20 protein-coding genes are annotated in these 21,826 nt (G+C 60.1%); 10 read left to right on the top strand and 10 right to left on the bottom strand.

Going from position 1 to position 21,826, the window contains the following annotated elements:
* Window positions 1-188: 188 nt before the first annotated feature.
* A complete protein-coding gene (znuA, locus tag BLR20_RS16805) occupies window positions 189-1,130 on the bottom strand; it encodes a zinc ABC transporter substrate-binding protein ZnuA (RefSeq protein ID WP_010431326.1) in 942 nt (313 codons plus the stop codon).
* A gap of 67 nt (window positions 1,131-1,197) precedes the next feature.
* Here znuA and BLR20_RS16800 point away from each other — a divergent pair, with 67 nt between their 5' ends.
* Genes BLR20_RS16800 through BLR20_RS16785 form a run of 4 tightly spaced genes read left to right on the top strand, consistent with a single transcriptional unit; the run spans window position 1,198 to window position 4,004 of the window.
* On the top strand, window positions 1,198-1,680 hold the full coding sequence (locus tag BLR20_RS16800) for a Fur family transcriptional regulator (RefSeq protein ID WP_003425978.1): 483 nt from the start codon (window positions 1,198-1,200) through the stop codon (window positions 1,678-1,680).
* The gene (gene znuC, locus BLR20_RS16795; RefSeq protein WP_010431319.1) at window positions 1,680-2,468 is read left to right on the top strand and encodes a zinc ABC transporter ATP-binding protein ZnuC; all 789 of its coding nucleotides are present in this window, start codon (window positions 1,680-1,682) and stop codon (window positions 2,466-2,468) included. Before BLR20_RS16800 ends, znuC begins: the two co-directional genes overlap by 1 nt.
* Window positions 2,461-3,249 (top strand): zinc ABC transporter permease subunit ZnuB, encoded by a 789-nt coding sequence (znuB, locus tag BLR20_RS16790; protein WP_003341611.1) that lies wholly within the window; start codon window positions 2,461-2,463, stop codon window positions 3,247-3,249. Before znuC ends, znuB begins: the two co-directional genes overlap by 8 nt.
* 38 nt (window positions 3,250-3,287) lie before the next feature.
* Window positions 3,288-4,004: a PA5502 family lipoprotein gene (locus BLR20_RS16785; RefSeq protein WP_010431313.1), complete on the top strand. Its 717-nt coding sequence runs from the start codon at window positions 3,288-3,290 to the stop codon at window positions 4,002-4,004.
* Between the two features lie 154 nt (window positions 4,005-4,158).
* Here BLR20_RS16785 and katE read toward each other — a convergent pair whose 3' ends face one another.
* Window positions 4,159-6,309: a catalase HPII gene (gene katE / locus BLR20_RS16780; RefSeq protein ID WP_032614348.1), complete on the bottom strand. Its 2,151-nt coding sequence runs from the start codon at window positions 6,307-6,309 to the stop codon at window positions 4,159-4,161.
* Window positions 6,310-6,616: 307 nt separating this feature from the next.
* Here katE and BLR20_RS16775 point away from each other — a divergent pair, with 307 nt between their 5' ends.
* The 3 genes from BLR20_RS16775 to BLR20_RS16765 are packed head-to-tail and all read left to right on the top strand — an operon-like array spanning window position 6,617 to window position 9,123.
* Window positions 6,617-7,624: a methionine ABC transporter ATP-binding protein gene (locus BLR20_RS16775; RefSeq protein ID WP_010431307.1), complete on the top strand. Its 1,008-nt coding sequence runs from the start codon at window positions 6,617-6,619 to the stop codon at window positions 7,622-7,624.
* Entirely contained in the window at window positions 7,624-8,298 is a 675-nt protein-coding gene (locus BLR20_RS16770; protein ID WP_003317371.1) for a methionine ABC transporter permease, read from the top strand. The genes BLR20_RS16775 and BLR20_RS16770 overlap by 1 nt, the downstream gene beginning before the upstream one ends.
* A 51-nt stretch (window positions 8,299-8,349) precedes the next feature.
* Entirely contained in the window at window positions 8,350-9,123 is a 774-nt protein-coding gene (locus BLR20_RS16765; RefSeq protein WP_010431304.1) for a MetQ/NlpA family ABC transporter substrate-binding protein, read from the top strand.
* Window positions 9,124-9,295: 172 nt separating this feature from the next.
* Here the strand turns inward: BLR20_RS16765 and BLR20_RS16760 are convergent, their stop codons facing one another.
* Window positions 9,296-9,928 carry an SCO family protein gene (locus BLR20_RS16760; RefSeq protein WP_054992829.1) on the bottom strand — a complete coding sequence of 211 codons (633 nt, stop codon included), beginning with the start codon at window positions 9,926-9,928 and terminating at the stop codon, window positions 9,296-9,298.
* A 63-nt stretch (window positions 9,929-9,991) separates the two neighbouring features.
* Window positions 9,992-10,486 carry a cytochrome c oxidase assembly protein gene (locus BLR20_RS16755; RefSeq protein WP_032614344.1) on the bottom strand — a complete coding sequence of 165 codons (495 nt, stop codon included), beginning with the start codon at window positions 10,484-10,486 and terminating at the stop codon, window positions 9,992-9,994.
* Between the two features lie 278 nt (window positions 10,487-10,764).
* Between BLR20_RS16755 and BLR20_RS16750 the strand changes: the two genes are divergently transcribed.
* The gene (locus tag BLR20_RS16750; protein ID WP_010431296.1) at window positions 10,765-11,415 is read left to right on the top strand and encodes a hypothetical protein; all 651 of its coding nucleotides are present in this window, start codon (window positions 10,765-10,767) and stop codon (window positions 11,413-11,415) included.
* A 120-nt stretch (window positions 11,416-11,535) separates the two neighbouring features.
* Here BLR20_RS16750 and BLR20_RS16745 read toward each other — a convergent pair whose 3' ends face one another.
* From BLR20_RS16745 to BLR20_RS16725, 5 genes are all read right to left on the bottom strand, one after another.
* Window positions 11,536-13,065, bottom strand: coding sequence for a SulP family inorganic anion transporter (locus BLR20_RS16745; RefSeq protein WP_010431294.1), 1,530 nt, complete (start codon window positions 13,063-13,065; stop codon window positions 11,536-11,538).
* Between the two features lie 104 nt (window positions 13,066-13,169).
* Window positions 13,170-13,910, bottom strand: a complete 741-nt coding sequence (locus BLR20_RS16740) for a carbonic anhydrase (RefSeq protein ID WP_003432243.1) — start codon at window positions 13,908-13,910, stop codon at window positions 13,170-13,172.
* 207 nt (window positions 13,911-14,117) lie between these two features.
* A complete protein-coding gene (locus BLR20_RS16735; protein ID WP_010431289.1) occupies window positions 14,118-15,176 on the bottom strand; it encodes a PA0069 family radical SAM protein in 1,059 nt (352 codons plus the stop codon).
* Window positions 15,177-15,295: 119 nt separating this feature from the next.
* Window positions 15,296-15,964 (bottom strand): isoprenoid biosynthesis glyoxalase ElbB, encoded by a 669-nt coding sequence (elbB, locus tag BLR20_RS16730; RefSeq protein ID WP_010431288.1) that lies wholly within the window; start codon window positions 15,962-15,964, stop codon window positions 15,296-15,298.
* 224 nt (window positions 15,965-16,188) lie between these two features.
* Complete coding sequence (locus BLR20_RS16725) at window positions 16,189-16,851, bottom strand: DedA family protein (protein WP_010431285.1); 663 nt, start codon at window positions 16,849-16,851, stop codon at window positions 16,189-16,191.
* Between the two features lie 231 nt (window positions 16,852-17,082).
* Between BLR20_RS16725 and hemB the strand changes: the two genes are divergently transcribed.
* Together hemB and ppk1 are read left to right on the top strand one after the other, a co-directional pair.
* Window positions 17,083-18,093: a porphobilinogen synthase gene (gene hemB, locus BLR20_RS16720; RefSeq protein ID WP_010431281.1), complete on the top strand. Its 1,011-nt coding sequence runs from the start codon at window positions 17,083-17,085 to the stop codon at window positions 18,091-18,093.
* 16 nt (window positions 18,094-18,109) lie between these two features.
* Window positions 18,110-20,320, top strand: a complete 2,211-nt coding sequence (gene ppk1 / locus BLR20_RS16715; RefSeq protein WP_074594863.1) for a polyphosphate kinase 1 — start codon at window positions 18,110-18,112, stop codon at window positions 20,318-20,320.
* On the opposite strand, the gene ppx is transcribed toward ppk1, so the two are convergent.
* Window positions 20,307-21,809, bottom strand: coding sequence for an exopolyphosphatase (gene ppx, locus BLR20_RS16710; RefSeq protein ID WP_010431275.1), 1,503 nt, complete (start codon window positions 21,807-21,809; stop codon window positions 20,307-20,309). The two genes, ppk1 and ppx, sit on opposite strands and share 14 nt — an antisense overlap.
* Between the last annotated feature and the right edge of the window lie 17 nt (window positions 21,810-21,826).

Raw genomic sequence — 21,826 nt, 5'->3', positions numbered from 1 at the left:
GCGTGGGAATGCAGTTGGTGACGCTCTGCGTCGCAAGAGGACGCGGAGCGTCCAGACCGGCGTGCCCACGCGGAGCATGGGCACGATAATGTTATCCCTGACGATTATCGTTCCTCACGCTCCAGCGTGGGAATGCAGTTAGTGACGCTCCGCGTCACACAGCAGTGCTGCCATGTGGGCGGTGGCAGTCAGAGACTGCTCAGGCAACCGGTCAGGTCGTCGGCGAGCTTTTGCAAGACGTGCTCGTAACCCTGCGCGGTCGCCGGGGTGTAGCCGCCCAGTCCATCCAGTTCGGCCAGTTTGACCGGCAGGCCGGCGCTCAGGGTTTCGGCCAGACGCGGGCGCAGTGGCGGTTCGCTGAATACGCAGGTCTTGCCCGCAGCCTTGAGACGTTCGCGCATGGCGGCGACGTGCTGTGCGCCGGGCTGGATCTCGGCGGCGATGGCGAATACCCCGGCATGCTTGAGCCCATAGGCCTCTTCGAAATAATCGAAGGCCTCGTGGAACACGAAGTAGGGTTTGTCTGCCACCGCACTGACACGCTCCTTGATACGGGCGTCCAGTGTATCGAGACGTTTGCTGAAAGACTGGGCGTTGCTGGCGTAGCGTGCTGCGTTGGCAGGGTCGGCAGCGCTCAGGTCAGTGGCCATTTTTGCGGCGATCACCCGCGCGTTGACGGTCGACAGCCACAGGTGCGAATCGAGACTGCCGGGCCGGTGGTCGTGGTCATGTTCGTCTGCGTCGTTGTCGTGATCATGCTCGTGGTCATCATGCGAGGCGTTGTCTTCGCCAAAGTGGCGCAGGTGCATGCCCGGCAGCGTCTGCACGGCAACCGCTGGCATTTTGCGGCCCTGAATGACGCGCGGCAGGAAGGTTTCCATGTCCGGGCCGATCCAGTAGAGCAACTCGACTTCCTGTACACGCCGTACGTCGGATGGACGCAGCGCGTAGTTATGCGGTGAGGCACCCGGTGGCAGAAGCACTTCCGGTGTGCCGACGCCATCCTGCACAGCCGCGGCAATCAGCTGCAGAGGCTTGATACTGGTCAGCACTCGGACCTCGGCCTGAGCAGGGGAGACGATCAGCAGGCTGACCCAGAAAACAGCAGCAAGATTTAAAAGACGGCGCACTCGAATCACTCATATCAGCCAGGAACGGGTAACATAATAACGTCTCTAGCCAATATCGTCGCTGCTCATGCCCAATACTCCCCTGGCCAGTCGCCCCCATGACCACTCTCACTGCGTACATTCGGCCCTTGCCGAAGCCGATGCGCTGTGCGCCAAACAGGGTCTGCGCCTGACCACCTTGCGCCGTCGCGTGCTGGAACTGGTCTGGCAAAGCCACAAACCGCTGGGTGCCTACGACATCCTCGCGGTGCTGAGTGATGAAGACGGCCGCCGTGCGGCCCCGCCAACGGTTTACCGTGCGCTGGATTTCCTCCTGGAAAACGGACTGGTGCATCGGATTGCCTCGCTCAACGCCTTCACGGGCTGCAATCACCCCACTCACGCGCATCAGGGCCAGTTCCTGATCTGCCGCCTGTGCCATGCGGCGATCGAGCTGCAGCACCCGGCCATCAGCAATGCCGTGGTCGATGCCGCCGCAGGCGTCGGCTTTGCGGTCGAAGGCCAGACGGTCGAGATCGTCGGCGTGTGCGCTGGTTGCAAGGCCGCTTGATGACCGATGCATTGATACGTCTGGAGAAGGTCGCCGTAACGCTCTCCGGGCAAAACGTCCTGGATGACATCCAGTTGAGCGTCAAACCCGGCGAGATCGTCACCCTGATCGGCCCCAACGGTGCGGGCAAGACCACGCTGGTGCGTGCGGTGCTGGGGCTGCTCAAGCCCGACTCCGGTACTGTCTGGCGCAAGCCGAAGCTGCGTGTCGGCTACATGCCGCAAAAGCTGCATGTGGACCAGACGCTGCCGCTGTCGGTGCTGCGTTTCCTGCGCCTGGTTCCTGGTGTGGATCGCACGGCTGCAGCGTCGGCGCTGGAAGAGGTCGGCGCCGGGAAGGTCATCGACAGCCCGATTCAAGGCATTTCCGGTGGCGAGATGCAGCGTGTTCTGCTGGCGCGCGCGTTGTTGCGCAAGCCCGAGTTACTGGTCCTCGACGAACCGGTGCAGGGTGTCGATGTGGCCGGACAGGCCGAGCTGTACAGCCTGATTACCCGGCTACGCGACCGCCACCAGTGCGGTGTGCTGATGGTCTCCCACGATCTGCATCTGGTCATGAGCACCACCGATCAGGTGGTGTGCCTGAATCGTCACGTCTGCTGCTCCGGGCATCCCGAGCAGGTCAGCCATGACCCGGCCTTTGTCGAGCTGTTCGGCAGCAATGCGCAGAGCCTGGCGATTTATCACCACCATCACGACCACGCCCATGATCTGCATGGCGCGGTGGTGAATGATGCTGCGGCCCACACTCACAATCACGTTCACGGAGACAGCTGCAAGCATGGCTGACTTTCTACTCTATGCCTTGCTCGCAGGCGTTGCTCTGGCCGTGGTCGCTGGCCCGCTGGGATCATTCGTGGTCTGGCGGCGCATGGCCTACTTCGGCGACACACTGTCCCATGCCGCGCTGCTCGGCGTCGCGCTGGGCTTCCTGCTGGACATCAGCCCGACCATCGCGGTGACGGTCGGCTGCCTGCTGCTGGCGGTGTTGCTGGTCACGTTGCAACAGCGCCAACCGCTGGCGTCGGACACACTGCTGGGGATTCTGGCACCGAGCACCTTGTCCCTGGGGCTGGTAGTGCTCAGTTTCATGCACGAAGTGCGCATCGACCTGATGGCCTACCTGTTCGGCGATCTGCTGGCTATCAGTCCGGCTGATCTGGGCTGGATTCTGGGCGGCAGCACGTTGGTGCTGGTGCTGATCGTCGCGCTGTGGCGCCCACTGCTGGCAATGACCGTGCATGAAGAACTGGCGCGTGTCGAAGGCCTGCCGGTTGCTACACTGCGCATGACGTTGATGCTGCTGATCGCCGTGGTGATCGCCGTAGCGATGAAAATCGTCGGTGTTCTGCTGATTACGTCGCTGTTGATCATCCCGGCGGCTGCGGCACAGCGTCACGCCCGTTCGCCTGAGCAAATGGCGCTGGGCGCAAGCCTGTTGGGCGTGATAGCCGTGTGTGCCGGGCTATCATTGTCCTGGTTCAAGGACACCCCTGCCGGACCGTCTATAGTGGTATCCGCTGCGGCGTTGTTCTTGCTCAGCTTTGTTCTACCCAGGCGAGCGGTGTAGACTTGCTCGTTTTTTGCGCAAACTAGAGAATCGCAGGAATGAAGCCGTTCGCCCCACGCTATCTGCTGCTTGTCGCATTTTCCATCCTGCTGGGTGCCTGCCAGAGTGCGCCCACCGTCGAGACGCCTGCCTCCGAGGCCCAGCCTGACGCATTCGCTCAGCTTGAGCAGAACATCGCCGGCAATGAGCTGGCAACGGCCGAGGACCAATTGACGGCGTTGCAGGCTGCCAATCCTGCCGATATCCGTCTGGAGCCTTTTCAGCGTCGTCTGGCCGAAGCTTATCTGAGCCGCAGTCAGATCAGCCTGCAAAAGGGCGATATGAATGCGGCGGCCACTGCGCTGAGCCGTGCGCGCGCGCTGATGCCCAAGGCACCGGCGCTGACCAGTGGCGTCAATGGCGCCATTGCCCATGCGCGCAAGGCCGAGCTGGAAAAAGCCGAAGCGGATTTGAAGGCGGCCGAAGCCAGAAGGGTTGCCAAGCTGATTGATCCGTCCGCAGAAAGCACGACGATTGAGCTCAAGATCGGCGATATGCGGGCACTGCGTCGTCAACTGGACGATATCGCAGCGGATACCGTGGCGTTCAATTGTGAAGTGCTAATGGTGGTGCCACGCACCGAAGACTATCCGTGGCTGGCGACGTTGCTGACCAAACGGGTGGTCAAGGCCAATCCGGATTTCGAACTGCAACTGCGCCGCCAGATCGAGCGCAATGAAAAAGCGCAGATCATCCTGACGCCAGCCAAGTCCTGAGTCGATCCTTCAAAGCGGACGCAGAGCGTCCGAAACTGCATTCCCACGCGGAACGTGAGGAACGAGAAGTGTTCGGGAGTCTATGCGGGGAGTGAGCATTCAGAAAAACGCTCCCACGCCGGAGCGTGGGAGCGATAGGCTTAGCAGCGTCAGATCAAGCCGGAACAGCCTTGGCTTTCACTTCACGATCCCACACACGGTGCTGAGCAATCGCGTTGAAGAACGCTTTGAACGATTTGCTATCGGATACCTCCAGCAGACCCGCATCTTCTTCCAGGCGTAGCAGTTTCAACAGCTCTTTGGCTTCCCCGGCAAAGGAGATGGCCTTGAGGTGCTTGTAGGCTTCCAGGATGAAGTGCAATGCCACACCGTCGCCTTGTAGCGCTTCGATCGAAGCCTTGCCACCCGGCACGAAGACTGCGTCGAACGCTACCGAAGGCAGGCCTTCAGCCGATGCGTCCACTGGCAGGCTCTGGCCATCAGCGGTCTTGACCGGTGCGGAGGTCGGGCCCAATACCTTGGCGTGTGCGCCTTCAGCAGTCAGAGCAGCCTTCATGGCTTCGACCGCTTTACCGTCGACGCCGTCAGCCACGAGAATGGCAACCTTGCGCGAAACGATGTCGCCAGACAGCAGGTTGACCTGGCTCAGTGCCGGCGACTCTTTAACCGAAGTCTGACGCGCAGGTACGGTACCGGCAGTCGGTGCTGGCAAGCCGAGGTTGGCAGCTACACGCTTGGCCAGCTCCAGATCGATGTTGGCCAGAATCTCGTTGACCTGACGGGCACGAATGTACTCGCGCTCGACCTTGCCCAACTCGAAGCTGTAGGCCGCGATGATGTGCTCTTTCTCGTGGTGGCTCATGCTCTGGAAGAACAGGGTGGCCTGCGAGAAGTGATCGCCAAAAGATTCGCTGCGCTCACGTACCTTGTGCGCTTCAACGCGCTCAGGGTAGGTCTCGAAACCGCCATCTACCGGGCCGGCAGGAGTTTCCTTCGGCCAGCCGCCATCGATCGAATTCGGCTCGTAGGAAGCGCGACCCTTGTCGATCGTGGTGCGATGCTGTGCGTCACGCTGACCGTTGTGGTTCGGCGCGATCGGACGGTTGATCGGGATTTCGTGGAAGTTCGGCCCACCCAGACGGCTGATCTGCGTGTCGGTGTAGGAAAACAGGCGACCTTGCAGCAGCGGATCGTTGGAGAAATCGATACCTGGCACGATGTGCCCCGGGCAGAAGGCAACCTGCTCGGTCTCGGCGAAATAGTTGTCCGGGTTACGGTTCAAGACCATCTTGCCCAGCGGGGTGACCGGCACCAGTTCTTCCGGGATGATCTTGGTCGGATCGAGCAGGTCGAAGTCGAACTTGTGCTCGTCTTCCTCGGCAACGATCTGTACACCCAGTTCCCATTCCGGGTAGTCGCCCATCTCGATGGACTCCCACAGGTCGCGGCGGTGGAAATCAGTGTCCTTGCCGGCGAGCTTCTGCGCTTCGTCCCAGACCAGCGAGCAGACGCCGAACTTGGGCTTCCAGTGAAACTTCACGAAGCTCGACTTACCTTCAGTGTTGATGAAGCGGAAGGTGTGGATACCAAAGCCCTGCATGGTGCGCAGGCTTTTCGGGATCGCCCGGTCGGACATGGTCCACAGCACCATGTGCGCGGATTCCGGCACCAGCGAGACGAAGTCCCAGAAGGTGTCGTGAGCCGAGCCGCCAGTCGGGATTTCGTTGTGCGGCTCGGGTTTCACCGCGTGCACGAAGTCAGGAAACTTGATGGCGTCCTGAATGAAGAACACCGGCATGTTGTTGCCCACCAGGTCGAAGTTGCCTTCGTCGGTGTAGAGCTTGACGGCAAAGCCACGCACGTCACGCACGGTGTCGCCCGAGCCACGTGGGCCCTGAACGGTGGAGAAACGCACAAACACCGGGGTCTTCTTGCCCGGATCACGCAGGAAGCCTGCTTTACTCAGCGCGCCGTGGTCTTCGTAAGTCTGGAAATAGCCATGCGCTGCAGTACCGCGGGCGTGGACGATACGCTCCGGAATACGCTCATGGTCAAAGTGCGTGATCTTTTCACGCATGATGAAGTCTTCGAGCAGCGATGGGCCGCGGCTGCCGACTTTCAGGGTGTTCTGGTTATCGGAAATCTTGACGCCGTGGTTGGTGCGCAGGGCCTGCTGGGTGGCGTCCGAGCGAAACTGCTCAAGACTTTCCAGCTTCTCGTTGGTATTGCCACGGTCCAGGGTGTCGGTGCCTGCCATTTCGCTCTTGGGCGTTTCGGTTACAGGTGGTGCGTTCTTGCTAGCCATCAGAGACTCCTTATCTCGCCCCAATCATTGAGTTGGGTTCGCTGATTACGACTTCCCTGGCGTAAGCGGGAAATCACGGTATCGAAGAAGTGACCGGAGCAAAAAACAGCCGTTCCTTTTATTTTCGGCATACGATCACCAACGGTCGTGTTATGCCCATTGCGCAGGACAGCCGGTAAATAAATGCTAAGCACAGCGGGCCGGACAGGCTAAAATGCGCGCCCGGCTTTATCCGGCCGAGGTAACGAAGCAGGTGGCGCCCTAGCCACTGCGCTGATTTTTTAACGCGCCCCACAAGGTTCGCTCCGTGATCGAGTTTCATAACGTCCACAAAACCTATCGGGTGGCAGGCAAGGAAATACCGGCCCTGCACCCCACCAGCCTGCGCGTCGACAGCGGCCAGGTGTTCGGCATCATCGGCCACTCCGGCGCGGGCAAAAGTACCCTGCTGCGCCTGATCAACCGCCTGGAAACCCCGAGTGGTGGACAGATTGTGGTCGATGGAGAAGACGTCACTGCGCTCGATGCCAACGGCCTGCGCCGCTTCCGCCAACAGGTCGGGATGATTTTCCAGCACTTCAATCTGCTGGCGTCGAAAACCGTGGCCGACAACGTCGCCATGCCGCTGACCCTGGCAGGCGATATGCCGCGCAAGCAGATCGACCAGCGCGTGGCCGAGTTGCTGGAGCGGGTCGGCTTGTCCGATCACGCCAAAAAGTACCCGGCACAACTGTCGGGCGGCCAGAAGCAACGCGTCGGCATCGCCCGCGCACTGGCCACCAAACCAAAAATCCTGCTGTGCGATGAAGCCACCAGCGCGCTGGATCCGCAGACCACTGCGTCGGTCTTGCAACTGCTGGCCGAGATCAATCGTGAGCTGAAGCTGACCATCGTGCTCATCACCCATGAGATGGACGTGATTCGTCGCGTCTGCGATCAGGTGGCCGTGATGGACGCCGGGGTGATTGTCGAGCACGGCAAGGTCGCCGATGTGTTTTTGCATCCACAACACCCGACGACCAAGCGCTTTGTGCAGGAAGACGAGCAGATCGACGAGAACGAGCAGCGTGACGACTTCGCTCACGTTCAAGGCCGTATCGTGCGTCTGACGTTTCAGGGCGAGGCCACTTACGCGCCGCTGCTCGGCACGGTGGCGCGGGAAACCGGCGTCGATTACAGCATCCTTGCCGGTCGCATCGACCGCATCAAGGACACCCCTTACGGGCAGTTGACGCTGGCCATCACCGGCGGCGACATGGACGCCGCCTTTGCGCGCTTCACCGCCGCTGATGTTCATATGGAGGTGCTGCGCTGATGGACGCTTTTTTGAACCTGTTTTCCAATGTCGACTGGTACGAGATCTGGGTGGCCACTGGCGACACGCTGATCATGCTCGGTGTATCGCTCGGTTTCACCATCCTGCTCGGCCTGCCGCTGGGTGTGCTGATGTTCCTCACCTCGCCGCGTCAGTTGCTGGAGCACAAGCAGCTGTATGCGACGGTCGGGGTGATCGTCAACATGCTGCGCGCGCTGCCGTTCATCATCCTGCTGATCGTGATGATGCCGTTGACCGAGATCATTACCGGTACGTCGCTGGGCATCCTCGGTACGTTGCCGCCGCTGATCGCCGGCGCCACGCCGTTCTTTGCGCGTCTGGTAGAAACAGCCTTGCGCGAAGTGGATCGCGGCATCATCGAAGCCACACAGGCCATGGGCGCGACGACTCGGCAGATCATCGTCAAGGCGCTGCTGCCCGAGGCGCGCCCCGGCATTCTGGCGGCGATCACGGTGACTGCCATTGCGCTGGTGTCGTTCACGGCCATGGCCGGTGCGGTGGGCGCTGGCGGGCTGGGCGACCTGGCGATCCGTTACGGTTATCAACGCTTCCAGAACGATGTGATGTTCGTGACGGTCGTATTGTTGCTGGTGCTGGTGCAGATTCTGCAGACCATCGGCGACAGACTGGTCGCGCATTTCACACATCGTTGATCGAATCCGTTGGTATTGGCCTGTCTCGTACGGGCCCAAAGGAGTTGTTGCATGAAAAAACTATTGGCCATATTCGCCGCTGTCACCGCCTTGTCCGCGCAGGCCAACGAAACCCTGACCGTCGCGGCCTCTGCCGTGCCGCACGCCGAGATCCTGGAGTTCGTCAAACCGACCCTGGCCAAAGAAGGCGTGGATTTGAACATCAAGGTGTTCAATGACTACATCCAGCCTAACGTGCAGGTGTCGCAGAACCGTATGGACGCGAATTTCTTCCAGCACCAGCCGTATCTGGATGAGTTCAACAAGGGTAAAGGCACTGATCTGGTAGCCGTGGCCAAGGTTCACATCGAGCCTTTCGGCGCTTACTCGGACAAGTTCAAGACGCTGGAAGAGCTGCCCACTGGCGCCAATGTCGCCCTGCCCAATGACGCCACCAATGAAGGCCGCGCCTTGCTGTTGTTGGCCAAGGCAGGTCTGATCACCCTGAAGGATCCGGGCAACATCCTGTCCAAGCCTTCGGATGTCGTGAATAACCCGAAAGACCTGAAATTCCGTGAACTGGAAGCCGCTACGCTGCCCCGCGTGCTGACTCAGGTCGATCTGGCGCTGATCAACACCAACTATGCCCTGAGCGCCAAGCTCGATCCGACCAAGGATGCGCTGATCATCGAAGGTGCCGATTCGCCCTACGCGAACATTCTGGTGGCCCGCCCGGACAACAAGGATTCGGATGCGATGAAGAAGCTGGTTGCCGCCTTGCAGAGCCCGGAAGTGAAAACATTCCTGGCCGAGAAGTACAAAGGCGCTGTAGTCCCGGCGTTCTGATCTGATCTGATCGCACCTCGCGGTTCTCGTGCCAGTGTTCTGCGTCCCTTGCGACGCAGAGCGTCGAGAACTGCTTTCCCACGCTGCGCATGGCCCTATCGCTCCCACGCTCTGCGTGATAGCGCCCTTCAGGACGCCCCGCGTTCCTGGCGATTTAGTGTCAGTGCACTGACTAATCCCTTTCCAGCAAACCCGGCAACTGCTTCACCAGTTTCTGGTTGTTCAGCGGTGCGCGGATAAAACCTCGTTGCGTGCCGTCCGGGCCGATCAGGGCCAGGTTACCGCTGTGGTCGACGAAGTAGTTCGGTTTACGGGTATCGGCCGGAATAAACGGAATGCTCACGGCATTGGCCAGTGTCTGGATATCCGCGACAGGTGCCGTCAGGCCGATGTACTGCTTGTCGAAGTAGCCCAGGTATTGCTTGAGCTGCTGCGGTGTGTCGCGGTTCGGATCGACGCTGACCAGTACCACCCGCATGCGCTTGACCGTCTCTTCGGGCAGTTCGGTCCTGATCTGCTTTATCTGCGCCAGCGTCGTGGGGCAGATATCCGGGCAGAAGGTATAACCAAAGAACATCAGCGTCCATTGGTCTTTCAAGCCATCAAGGGCCACGGCCGCGCCGTTCTGGTCGGTCACGCTCAGGGCCGGCAATTGGCGGCTTTTGGGGAGCAGGACAATACCGGCGTCGTTAAGCGCTGCCTGATCCGGCGAGCTGCGGCCAGGCAGCACCTGACTGAGGATCACGCCCAGAAGCAGGGCGACAATAGCGGCAGCAATGAAAACGGTTTTCTGAGTACGGGTCATGGTGTCAGCGCGAGTAGTGATCGGCGTGCGGCCGGGGATGATGGCCTATATTGCGTACCGAGCCTAGTGCGTGGTGACATCGAACAGCGTATAGGCCAGCGTCAGACGTTTTACATCGTCGGGCATGTCACGGTCGACGATGAAGCGCACCGGCATCTCGATGCGCTCGCCCGGCTGCAACGTCTGCTGGGTGAAGCAGAAGCATTCGGTCTTGTGAAACCACGTTGCGGCCTTTCCGGGCGAAATACCCGGTATGGCTTGGGCTTTCATGGGTCTGTCGGTCGGGTTCTGCGCGATGAAGATCATCTCGTTGACCGCACCGGGGTGGACCTGCATCTGGCGGGACTGCGGGTAGAACGCCCAGGTCATCCCGGCAGCGTTGCCAGCGGTGAACTGCACCTCGACCTGGCGCGAAGCGTCCTGACCCGGCATGCCGTTATTGTCATGTCCGGTCAGCAAGCCATAGAGCGACGGCAATGCCGATCCGCAGATCAACATCATCACTACTAAACACGTCAAACGCAGAACGAGCGGTTTGGACAAAAGAGGCTGGCCCATGCGTGGCTCACTTTTTATATCGGACAGCGTGTCGAAATAGCTGCGGGCGACTTCAGAGTAGCCTGCTTATCCAAAACGCGAGCTGCCTGGCAGCCGCATAGCCGGTATGGCAGTCATTTTCGCTTAGAAACTGAGCGAAAAATGTCTTGATAGAGCAAATGTATCTAAATGTGAGCCGCATATAGCAAAACCGTCTTAGGCATTTAGTTATGCAAGCTAACGTATGACTCTCCATCAACGAGCCAAGAGGTCTGACGCCTCAAGGAGTCCCAGCAGCCATGAACACCGCCGCATTGCGCGAGCAGATACAACTAGCCCATCAACATGAGGCCCGGACCGGCCACTTGCTGCAACAGTTGGAACAAAAGCTCCCACATCTCCATCCCGCCATCCACCTGCCGGAGGTCGACGCGAAAGACGTGCTGGCGCGTTTCGTCACGGTCTACATCGATCTGGTACCCGATCTGCTGGACGCTGCCCATGAGGTCGCGCTGGAAGCCGGGATCGAAGGGCAGATAAAGCCGGTGCTGAAAATCGCCGAGCATTTTTTTGCGGCTCCACCGTCCATCATGGATGGACATGAAGGCCTGGAAAGCCTGTTGGACGAGGCTTATCTGGCCCATCGGCTGGTCGAGGAGGTGAATGACCTGTACATCAAGCATTTCGGTCAGCCGCTGATACCGTCGAATACCACGGTTGCCAGCGTGATTGCCCACCAGTTGATCGGCGAGCAATTTGCCAACCAGCTGGACGAAGCGGTGCACCATGCTGTCGATGAACTGCTTGATGAGGAGAGTTTCGCGCTGGACTCGGTCGAGGCCTACCGCGAAAAGCTGATCAGCCCTGAAACGGACGCGGCCTGGCAGCGCTGGCCAAGCCTGTCACGGCAATTGGGCGTCGGCCTGGAGCTGGAGCACTCCGCGGTCTGATTCAGAAGCCCGAATCACTGTCTTCGCCGGCAATGGAAGGAGCCGGATATCGCTCCGCTGCTACGCGAAGACCCATCCGGCTCCCAGGTGTCCAGAGCTGTGATAACAGGGTAGCGACTATCAGGTGGCGGCCGAGCCGATCCCCGTTGTCGTGTAGACCCGCCCTTCAAGACGACGCTTCAAGCCACGCGATTCGATCAGCAACCGGGTGCCATGAGCGGCATTGGAACGACCCCATTCTTCCAGCAGTTCCAGACACGAGTGGTCGATGTAGGACAGATTGCCCAACGGCACATGCACCGTGCTGCCCTGCGGGATAGTGCCCAGTGCCTGAGTCAGCGCCGGCACCTTAAGGAAGGTTGCGGCACCGACCAGACGCAGCTCGAATTCCTTCTCGCCCAGTCCGACCACATTGATCTTCAGGCGCGAAGCCTTGAACGCCAGCTTCACCAGGGTCAGGCCGAAACCGACCAGTACACCGGTCAGCAGGTCGGTGAAGATGATCGCCACGGCAGTCGCCGCGTACGTGAACATCGGCATCCGTCCATAGCGGCCCAGACCGCGAAACGCCTTCAGATCGACCAGTTTCAGGCCGGTGTAGACCAGCACGCCAGCCAGACTCGCGACCGGAATGCTCTGCAGTACGCTCGACAGCAGCAACACGAACGCCAGCAGCCACAGGCCGTGGAAGATCGTCGAGAAGCGTGTGGTGGCACCGGCCTGGACGTTGGCCGAGCTGCGCACGATAACGCCGGTCATCGGCAGCGCGCCGAGCAGGCCGCAGAGCATGTTGCCCACGCCCTGAGCGCTGAGTTCCTTGTCGAAGTCCGAACGCTGGCCACTGTGCATGCGGTCGACCGCCGACGCGGAAAGCAGCGTTTCGGCACTGGCGATGAACGCTACGACGATAGCCGCCACCAGAATGGCCGGATCGGCCAGATTCATCAGGTCGGCCGGGCGAAGCCAGTCGATGGCGTCGGCCAGGTTGTCAGGCACTTCGACACGCTTGACCTGCAGAGCCATAAACAGGCTTATGCCGGTTGCGATACCCACGCCCAGCAGCGCGCCGGGTACGAAGCGCAGCGACTGCGGACGGAGTTTTTCCCAGCCCCACATGATCAGCATGGTGCCCAGACCGAGCATGCCGGCCTGCATGCCGGTGCCTGGCCCGAAAGCCTGGATCAGCGTGGAAGGGAAGGCGATCAGATTGTCCAGCCCGGAGGGTTTGGGACCGCTGTCAAACATCACGTGTACCTGTGACAGTACGATCAGCACACCGATACCGGCGAGCATGCCATAGACCACCGCAGGTGCCGTGACCCGGAACCAGCAGCCAAGCTTGAATCGACCTGCCAGCAGCTGAAGCAGTCCGGCGAGTACCAGGATAGGACCCAGCATGGCCATGCCGTGCTCGCGCACCACTTCAAAAACCAGTACTGCCAGACCTGCTGCGGGACCGCTGACCTGCAACGGCGAACCGGCTATCCAGCCGACTATCAAGCCGCCCACGATGCCGGTGATCAGACCTTTGGCCGGAGGCATGCCGGAGGCAATGGCGATCCCCATGCACAGCGGCAGGGCGACCAGGAACACGACCACGGAAGCGAGCAGCTCCCGTGGTAAAGCGGTTTTCAATGCTGTAATACCCATGACGCTTCTCCGGGATTCTTCAGACGAGGCAAGACGGGCGACGCGCATCCTGCGCAGTCGCCATCAGCTGATAAAGAAGGGCTTGCCGTCAGTCGGACTGGTGATCAGTCGGCTGAAAAGCGTGCTTTCGGTGAAGCCATCGGCGTCGGTCCAGAACCGTCGAGCGGTATGAAGCGATCGAGCTCGGCGTCATAAGCCAGGATTTCGCTGGTTTCGATGCTGTAGACCCAGCCGTGAATGAACAATTGGCCGCTGGCCATTTTCGCTGCGACCGAAGGGTGGGTGCGCAGGTGTTGCAACTGGGAAATCACGTTTTCCTGAGTCAGGACCTGCATGGTTTCCAGTTCGCCGCTGCAGCTGCAGTTCTGCTCGACTACGGTGCGGGCAACCTCGGCATGGCGCAACCAGGCCTTTACGGTAGGCATCTTGTCCAGGCTGTCAGGGTTGAGCACTGCGCGCATGGCGCCGCAGTCAGAGTGTCCGCAAACGATGATGTGCTGCACGCCCAGTGCAACCACTGCGTATTCCAGAGCGGTGGACACGCCGCCGTTCATCTGGCCATACGGCGGTACGACGTTGCCGACGTTACGCGTCACGAACAGGTCGCCTGGCGAACTTTGGGTGATCAATTCGGGCACGATGCGCGAGTCGGCGCAGGTGATGAACATGGCCCGTGGCGATTGGGCGGTCGCCAGCTTCTTGAACAGTTCTTCCTGCTGGGGGAAGACCTCGTTACGGAAATGTACAAAGCCATCGACGATATGTTTCAACGCTACGTCGGCGCTGTCTGAATGGCTTGATGTGCTGGACGACGTAGCCGAATGCTGTTTACCGATGTCTGTCATGTCTTCATCCTCTCTGACGAATTGATGTGGATTCTTCATGCCTGTTTGACCAGAGCCGGATGTGATCCCTCTCTAAAAGGCATCACGAACAAATCCCTTGAGCGCTATCGCTGATGACACTCCGAGTAACAGACTAATCGCCGAAGCTTAAACGAAACTGAATGCGATGGCTCTGGGACGCGGGTTTGCACGATAGTACCAAGTTCGTCACAGCAGCAACATTTGCCCTCCCGGCGGACAAAACGCATCGCAATCGAGTGCAAATCCACCACGTTTGTTCAATCCGAGTCGTTTGATTGCCAGGGCATAGCGTTGAGCCAGCAGGTCGGCAAACGGTCCTTCGCCACGCATTCGAGAGCCAAACGTGCTGTCGTAAAGGGCTCCGCCGCGACTTTGACGAATCAGACTCATCACATGCTCGGCGCGTTGCGGGTAATGCGTCTTCAGCCACTCGTCGAACAGCGGCGCGACTTCCAGTGGCAGGCGCAGCATCACGTAGCTGGCGCTCAGGGCGCCCGCAGCCTTGGCTTCGCTCAGCAGTGCCTCCAGTTCGCTGTCATTGATCATCGGGATGATCGGCGCACACAGCACTCCGACCGGGACACCTGCCTGACGCAATACCCGAATCGCCCGCAGGCGGGCCTTGGGCGCTGCGGCCCTGGGTTCGAGGATGCATTTGAGTTCGTCATCCAGCGTCGTCAGGCTGATGAAGACCGACACCAGCCGCAGCCTGGCCATTTCTGCCAGCAGATCCAGGTCGCGCAGGATCAGCGAGCCTTTGGTGATGATGCTGACCGGATGCCGATAGCGCAGTAACACCTCAAGTGTCGCGCGGGTGATGCGGTACTCACGTTCGATCGGCTGGTAGGGGTCGGTGTTGGCCCCGAGGGTGATGGGCGCGCAGCGGTAACCGGGTTTGGAGAGCTGTTGCTCCAGCAGCGCTGCCGCGTTGGTCTTGGCGATCAGCTTGGTCTCGAAGTCCAGGCCGGGCGACATGTCCCAGTAGGCGTGGCTGGGTCTGGCGAAACAATAGATGCAGCCGTGCTCGCAGCCCCGGTAAGGGTTGATCGACCTGTCAAAGGGGATATCCGGCGAGCTGTTGCGGGTAATGATGCTTTTGGCTGTTTCGCTGGTGACCTGGGTGCCTTGCGTGAGCGGCACTTCCTGATACCAGCCATCGTCTTCAGCCACCGACTGACTGGGTGCGAAGCGGTTATGCGGATTGCTGGCAGTGCCTCGGCCACGAACCGGATGGAGACTGGACATCTGGCGTTACTCGTATACTGTTTATGCATACAGTAAAGCATAAAGCCCGGATGGATCGCCATGGCCGGCCTGCAAAACACCGCCCGTCTGACAGGCGGTGTTTTGCTGGCAGCGCAACGTCAGGCATCGCCCTCGTGAGTCAGTTCCAGCACGCGGTCAACCAGCTTATTGATGCCCGAGGCCGCCTCGCTGATGCTCTTGGCGACCATATAGGCAGGTGTGCTGACCAGTTTTCGTGCTTCGTCTTCGACGATGTCATCAACCGCGCATTCCGCATGGCTGCCGCCCATTTTGGTGATGGCCGCAGCGGTTTCAGGGTCGTTGCCGATGGTGCAGGTCACGCCGGGGCCGTAGATCTTGGCCGCGAGCGCCGGGGTGATGCAGATCAGCCCGACCGGTTTGCCTGCTTCGGCAAACGCCTCGGCGAGTTCCAGCAACCCCGCTTCGACCTGGCAGGCCGGACCTTGCAGGGCAAGATCGGAAAGATTCTTTGCCGAGCCGAAACCGCCCGGGATGATCAGCGCGTCAAAGTCTTCGGCATTTGCTTCGCGGATGTCCTTCACTTCGCCCCGTGCAATGCGCGCAGCCTCGACCAGCACATTGCGCGACTCGGGCATTTCCTCACCGGTCAGGTGATTGATGACGTGATGCTGAGTGATGTCGGGCGCGAAGCACTGAACTTGCGCACCGCGCTGATCCAGACGCAACAGGGTCAGGACGCTTTCGTGGATTTCGGCACCGTCGTAGACACCGCAGCCAGAGAGGATTACAGCCACTTTTTTCTGCATCGATTTCGGCTCCTTGTGCTCGATCAACCTGAGGCTTCTTTTAATTTGTCTGTTCAGTTGATCGCTTTAAGGGCCGAGTGTTCAGTTGAGGCATTGTTGGTTGTGCAAAGCCGTGTGAGCAAAGGTGTGCGGGGAGGGCGGCGGTCGCGAGCTCTGCGCTGCTGTGCGCTGTCGCCGAGCGAGGCCTGTCAGCCTGCGCTCGGCGGGGAAGGGAGCGGAGAGTTTTATTCGTCGGACTTTTTCGTCAGATCGACGGGCACGGTGACCGGCGTTTCCAGATCGGAGGCTGCCGCCGATGCGCAGAAGCGGCTCTTTTCTTCACGCTCTTCACGGGCGATGCGGGCGTTCTTGATGCGTCTGCGTATCCACAGGGCCAGTCCCAGCAGTACCAGCGCGCCCAGCACCCAGAGTTCATATTTCTTGACGTTACCCAGCAAGCCCTCGAGAACCGCGCCGAAATGATAGGCAGCCGAACCCAGCGCTGCGGCCCAGACAGCCGCGCCGATACCGTTCAGCAGAAGATAACGTCCGGGTGGATAGCCCGACAGGCCGATGGCCACGGGCATGACCGTTCGCAGCCCGTACACGAAGCGGAAGCTCAATACCCAGATGTCCGGGTGCTTGCGGACCAGCCGCAGCGCCTTGTCGCCCATGAGTTGCCAGCGAGGCTTGCGCGCCAAAAGCTTGCGGCCGTGCTTGCGCCCCATGAAATACCACAACTGGTCGCCCGCATAACTGCCACAAAAGGCCACGAGGATGACGATATTGAGGTCCATATATCCGCGAAACGCCAGAAATCCGGCAAGAACCAGAATGGTCTCGCCTTCAAAAAAGGTGCCGAGGAACAGGGCAAAGTAGCCGAATTCATTCAAGAAATTCTGGAGCATTGTCTGGATGCTGGCGAAATGAACGCGCAGCCTAACGCGCCCAAGGCAATCATGAAAGTGTCCATATGTGTCTCGACGTTAAAGATTCTTGCAACCACAATGGTCGTATCCCCTTTAAGGCCGTGACCGCGACGTGCAGTCGCAGGTCGAACCATGACTGTCACACATTGGTCATAATGGCGGCTTATAACTGTCGCGCTTGCCCGCGTAAGCGGGCTCAGGAGTCTCGCCGTGAGCTTTACCCCCGCTAACCGCCTGTTTCCTCTCACTCGTCTGCGCCGTAATCGCCGCGACGACTTTTCCCGTCGGCTGGTGCGTGAAAACGTTGTCACTGTCGACGATCTGATTCTTCCCGTATTTGTTCTCGATGGTGAAAACCGTCGTGAAACCATCGCCTCGATGCCTGGCGTCGAGCGCTTGAGCGTTGATCTGTTGCTCAAGGAAGCCGAGCACTGGGTCGCGCTGGGGATCCCTGCGCTGGCGCTGTTCCCGGTGACACCGCCGGAAAAGAAATCCCTCGACGGTGCCGAAGCCTGGAACCCGGACGGCATTGCCCAGCGCGCGACCCGCGCCCTGCGTGACCGCTTTCCGGAGCTGGGCGTCATCACTGATGTGGCGCTGGACCCGTTCACCACACACGGTCAGGACGGCATCCTCGACGAAGAGGGCTATGTTCAGAACGACATCACTGTCGATGCGCTGGTAAAGCAGGCGCTGTCGCACGCCGATGCTGGTGCTCAGGTGGTCGCGCCGTCGGACATGATGGACGGTCGCATTCAGGCCATCCGCGAGTCTCTGGAGCTGGCCGGGCATGTGAATGTCAGGATCATGGCCTATTCGGCCAAGTACGCCAGTGCCTACTACGGTCCGTTCCGTGATGCGGTGGGTTCCTCCCTGAATCTGGGCAAGGCCAACAAGGCTTCCTATCAGATGGACCCGGCCAACAGCAACGAGGCACTGCACGAAGTGGCAGCCGACCTTGCCGAAGGCGCCGACATGGTCATGGTCAAGCCTGGCATGCCTTATCTGGACATTCTGTACAGGGTCAAGGATGAGTTCAAAGTGCCGACCTTTGTTTATCAGGTCAGCGGTGAATACGCGATGCACATGGCCGCAATCCAGAACGGTTGGCTGAGTGAAGGGGTGATTCTCGAATCCCTCACTGCCTTCAAACGCGCCGGCGCCGACGGCATCCTTACCTACTTTGCTGTTCGCGCCGCTCAACTGTTGAAGGGGCAATAGCCTCACAGGAACATTCATGAATACCGAAGCACTCATCGAAGCCGCTGTTCAAGTCGATGTCCCGGAGGCAACGCCCGTGGTCGAACCTGACATCGAAGTAATCCCGGCCATCGAGGCACCCGCCGCTGCGGTGCCCGCTATCGTCGCCCCGAACCTGGACGACAGCAGCCTGTATATCCACCGTGAACTGTCGCAACTGCAGTTCAATATCCGGGTTCTGGAACAGGCGCTCGATGAGTCCTACCCATTGCTGGAGCGGCTGAAATTTCTGCTGATCTTCTCCAGCAACCTCGATGAGTTCTTCGAGATTCGTGTTGCAGGCCTGAAAAAGCAGATCACCTTTGCCCGCGAACAGGCAGGCGCCGACGGTCTGCAGCCGCATCAGGCGCTGGCCAGGATCAGTGAACTGGTACACGGTCATGTAGATCGTCAGTACGCGATCCTCAACGACATTCTGCTGCCGGAGCTGGAGAAACATCAGGTCCGCTTCATTCGCCGCCGTCACTGGACGGCCAAGCTCAAGGCCTGGGTACGACGCTACTTCCGCGACGAGATCGCGCCGATCATCACCCCGATCGGTCTCGATCCGACGCACCCGTTCCCGTTGCTGGTCAACAAGAGCCTGAACTTCATCGTCGAGCTTGAAGGCATCGATGCCTTCGGGCGCGACTCCGGTCTTGCGATCATTCCCGCGCCGCGTCTGCTGCCGCGCGTGATCAAGGTGCCGGAAGATGTCTGCGGGCTTGGCGACAACTTCGTGTTCCTGTCGTCGATGATCCACGCCCACGCCGACGATCTGTTTCAGGGCATGAAGGTCAAGGGCTGCTACCAGTTCCGCCTGACCCGCAACGCCGACCTGGCGCTGGACTCCGAAGATGTGGAAGACCTGGCGCGGGCACTGCGTGGCGAGCTGTTCTCGCGTCGCTACGGTGATGCAGTACGTCTGGAAGTGGCGGATACCTGCCCGAAACACCTGTCGGACTACCTGCTCAAGCAGTTCAACCTGAACGAGTCCGAGCTGTATCAGGTGAATGGCCCGGTCAACCTGACGCGTCTGTTCAGCATCACCGGCCTGGACAGCCACCCCGAATTGCAATACCCGCCGTTCACACCAGCCATTCCCAAGCTGCTGCAGAACAGCGAAAACGTTTTCAGCGTGGTCAGCAAGCAGGACATCCTGTTGCTGCACCCTTTCGAGTCGTTCACGCCGGTGGTCGACCTGCTGCGCCAGGCGGCAAAAGACCCACACGTTCTGGCGGTGCGCCAGACGCTGTATCGCAGTGGCGCCAACTCGGAAATCGTCGATGCGCTGGTCGATGCCGCGCGTAACGGCAAGGAAGTCACTGCGGTGATCGAGTTGCGTGCGCGTTTCGACGAAGAGTCCAACCTGCAACTGGCCAGCCGTCTGCAAGCCGCCGGTGCAGTGGTGATCTACGGCGTGGTCGGCTTCAAGACCCACGCCAAGATGATGCTGATCCTGCGTCGCGAAGCGGGCGAGATCGTGCGTTATGCGCATCTCGGGACCGGCAACTACCACGCCGGTAACGCGCGTCTGTATACCGATTACAGCCTGCTGACCTCCGATGACGCATTGTGCGAAGACGTCGGCAAACTATTCAGCCAGTTGATCGGCATGGGCAAGACGCTGCGCATGAAGAAGCTGCTGCATGCGCCGTTCACGCTCAAGAAAGGCATGCTCGACATGATCGCCCGCGAGACGCAATTTGCGCTCGACGGCAAGCCCGCGCACATCATCGCCAAGTTCAACTCGCTGACCGATCCGAAGATCATCCGTGCGTTGTACAAGGCCAGCCAGTCAGGCGTGCGTATCGATCTGGTGGTGCGCGGCATGTGCTGCCTGCGTCCGGGCATCGCCGGGGTTTCGCACAATATCCACGTGCGCTCGATCATCGGCCGCTTCCTGGAGCACACGCGGGTGTTCTACTTCCTCAACGGCGGAGACGAGCAGATGTTCCTGTCGAGCGCCGACTGGATGGAGCGCAACCTCGACAAGCGCGTCGAGACCTGCTTCCCGGTGGAAGGCAAGAAGTTGATTCTGCGTGTGAAGAAGGAGCTGGAAAGCTACCTGACCGACAACACCCACAGCTGGCTGTTGCAGTCGGACGGGCGTTACGTGCGCAGCACGCCGACCGGTAATCAGAACCCGCGAAGCGCCCAGGCGACCCTTTTGGAGCGCCTGAGCAACCCGGTCCTCAGCGTACGCTGAAGACGATGCCGACTCGGGTCAGCCACTCCGCTTCCAGAGCGAAGTCGGCCTGAGTCAGCTGGTTGTTTTCCAGCCAGCCTTTCGGGAATTCGGCGTCCAGATTCGGGCCGTCGGCACGCAACGTCACACGTGGCATCTCCTGGGTGCCACGAATGTGGTGAAACAGAATCGCAAAGCGCAACAGCACGCACAGGCGAATCAGCTTGATGCCTTCATCGCCGAACTCGGCGAACTTGTCCTTGGGAATATTACGGCGATGACCGCGCACCAGCAGTGCGAGCATTTGCTGGTCTTCGCGTGAGAAGCCGGCCAGGTCGGAGTGCTCGATCAGGTACGCGCCGTGCTTGTGGTAGTGATAGTGAGCGATGTCCAGGCCGATCTCGTGCACCTTGGCTGCCCAGCTCAGCAGTTCGGCGTAGCTCTCGTGCTGCAATTCCCAGCTCTCGGCAACCTGCTCCAGCGCATGCAGTGCCTTGGCTTCGACGCGTGCGGCCTGTTCCAGGTCGACGTGATAACGCTCCATCAGCGAGCTGAGCGTACGCTCACGCACGTCTTCATGATGATGGCGGCCCATCAGGTCATACAGCACGCCTTCACGCAGGGCGCCTTCGCAGTGATCCATGCGCTTGAGTTCGAGGGCGTCGAAGATGGCTTCCAGAATCGCCAGGCCTGCGGGGAAAATGGCGCGACGGTCGGGCTTGATGCCATCGAAGTCGATCTTCTCCACGTCACCCATTTTGAACAGCTTGCGCTTGAGCCAGGCCAGCCCTTCGGCGTTGACCTCGCCTGCGCCGTAACCATTGGCCTTGAGCGCCAGGCCGATAGCACGAATGGTACCTGACGAACCGATCGCTTCATCCCACTTGAGGCGATGCAGCGCGTGTTCGATGCTCATGATTTCCAGACGGGCAGCGGTGTAGGCCTGGGCGTATCGGGCCGGTGTCACCTTGCCGTCGCGGAAGTAGCGCTGGGTAAAACTCACGCAGCCCATCTGCAGGCTTTCACGCAGCAGCGGCTCGAAACGCTGGCCGATGATGAATTCGGTACTGCCGCCGCCGATGTCGGCGACCAGACGTTTGCCCGGGGTGTCGGCCAGCGTGTGGGAAACGCCCAGATAAATGAGGCGCGCTTCTTCGCGGCCGGAAATCACTTCCACCGGATGGCCGAGGATTTCTTCGGCGCGGTGAATGAAGTCGTTGCGGTTACGCGCCTCGCGCAGGGCATTGGTGCCCACGATGCGCACCGCACCGAGTGGCAGCCCGTTGATCAATTGGGCGAAGCGTTTCAGGCAGTCGAGACCGCGCTGCATTGATTCTTCGGTCAGTTGGCGCTCTTCGTCGATGCCAGCGGCCAACTGCACCTTCTCGCCCAGGCGCTCAAGAATGCGAATCTCGCCCTGATTGGCTTTCGCCACAACCATATGAAAGCTGTTGGAGCCCAGGTCGATAGCGGCGATCAGTGAAAAATTCTTGGGTGTTGAGTGCGGCATGGTCAGAAAATCCGGTT

This window comes from Pseudomonas congelans (genome assembly GCF_900103225.1).
Classification (GTDB): domain Bacteria; phylum Pseudomonadota; class Gammaproteobacteria; order Pseudomonadales; family Pseudomonadaceae; genus Aquipseudomonas; species Aquipseudomonas congelans.
The sequence above is the reverse complement of the archived record's forward strand: the minus strand, read 5'-3'. Positions and strand labels throughout refer to the sequence as shown.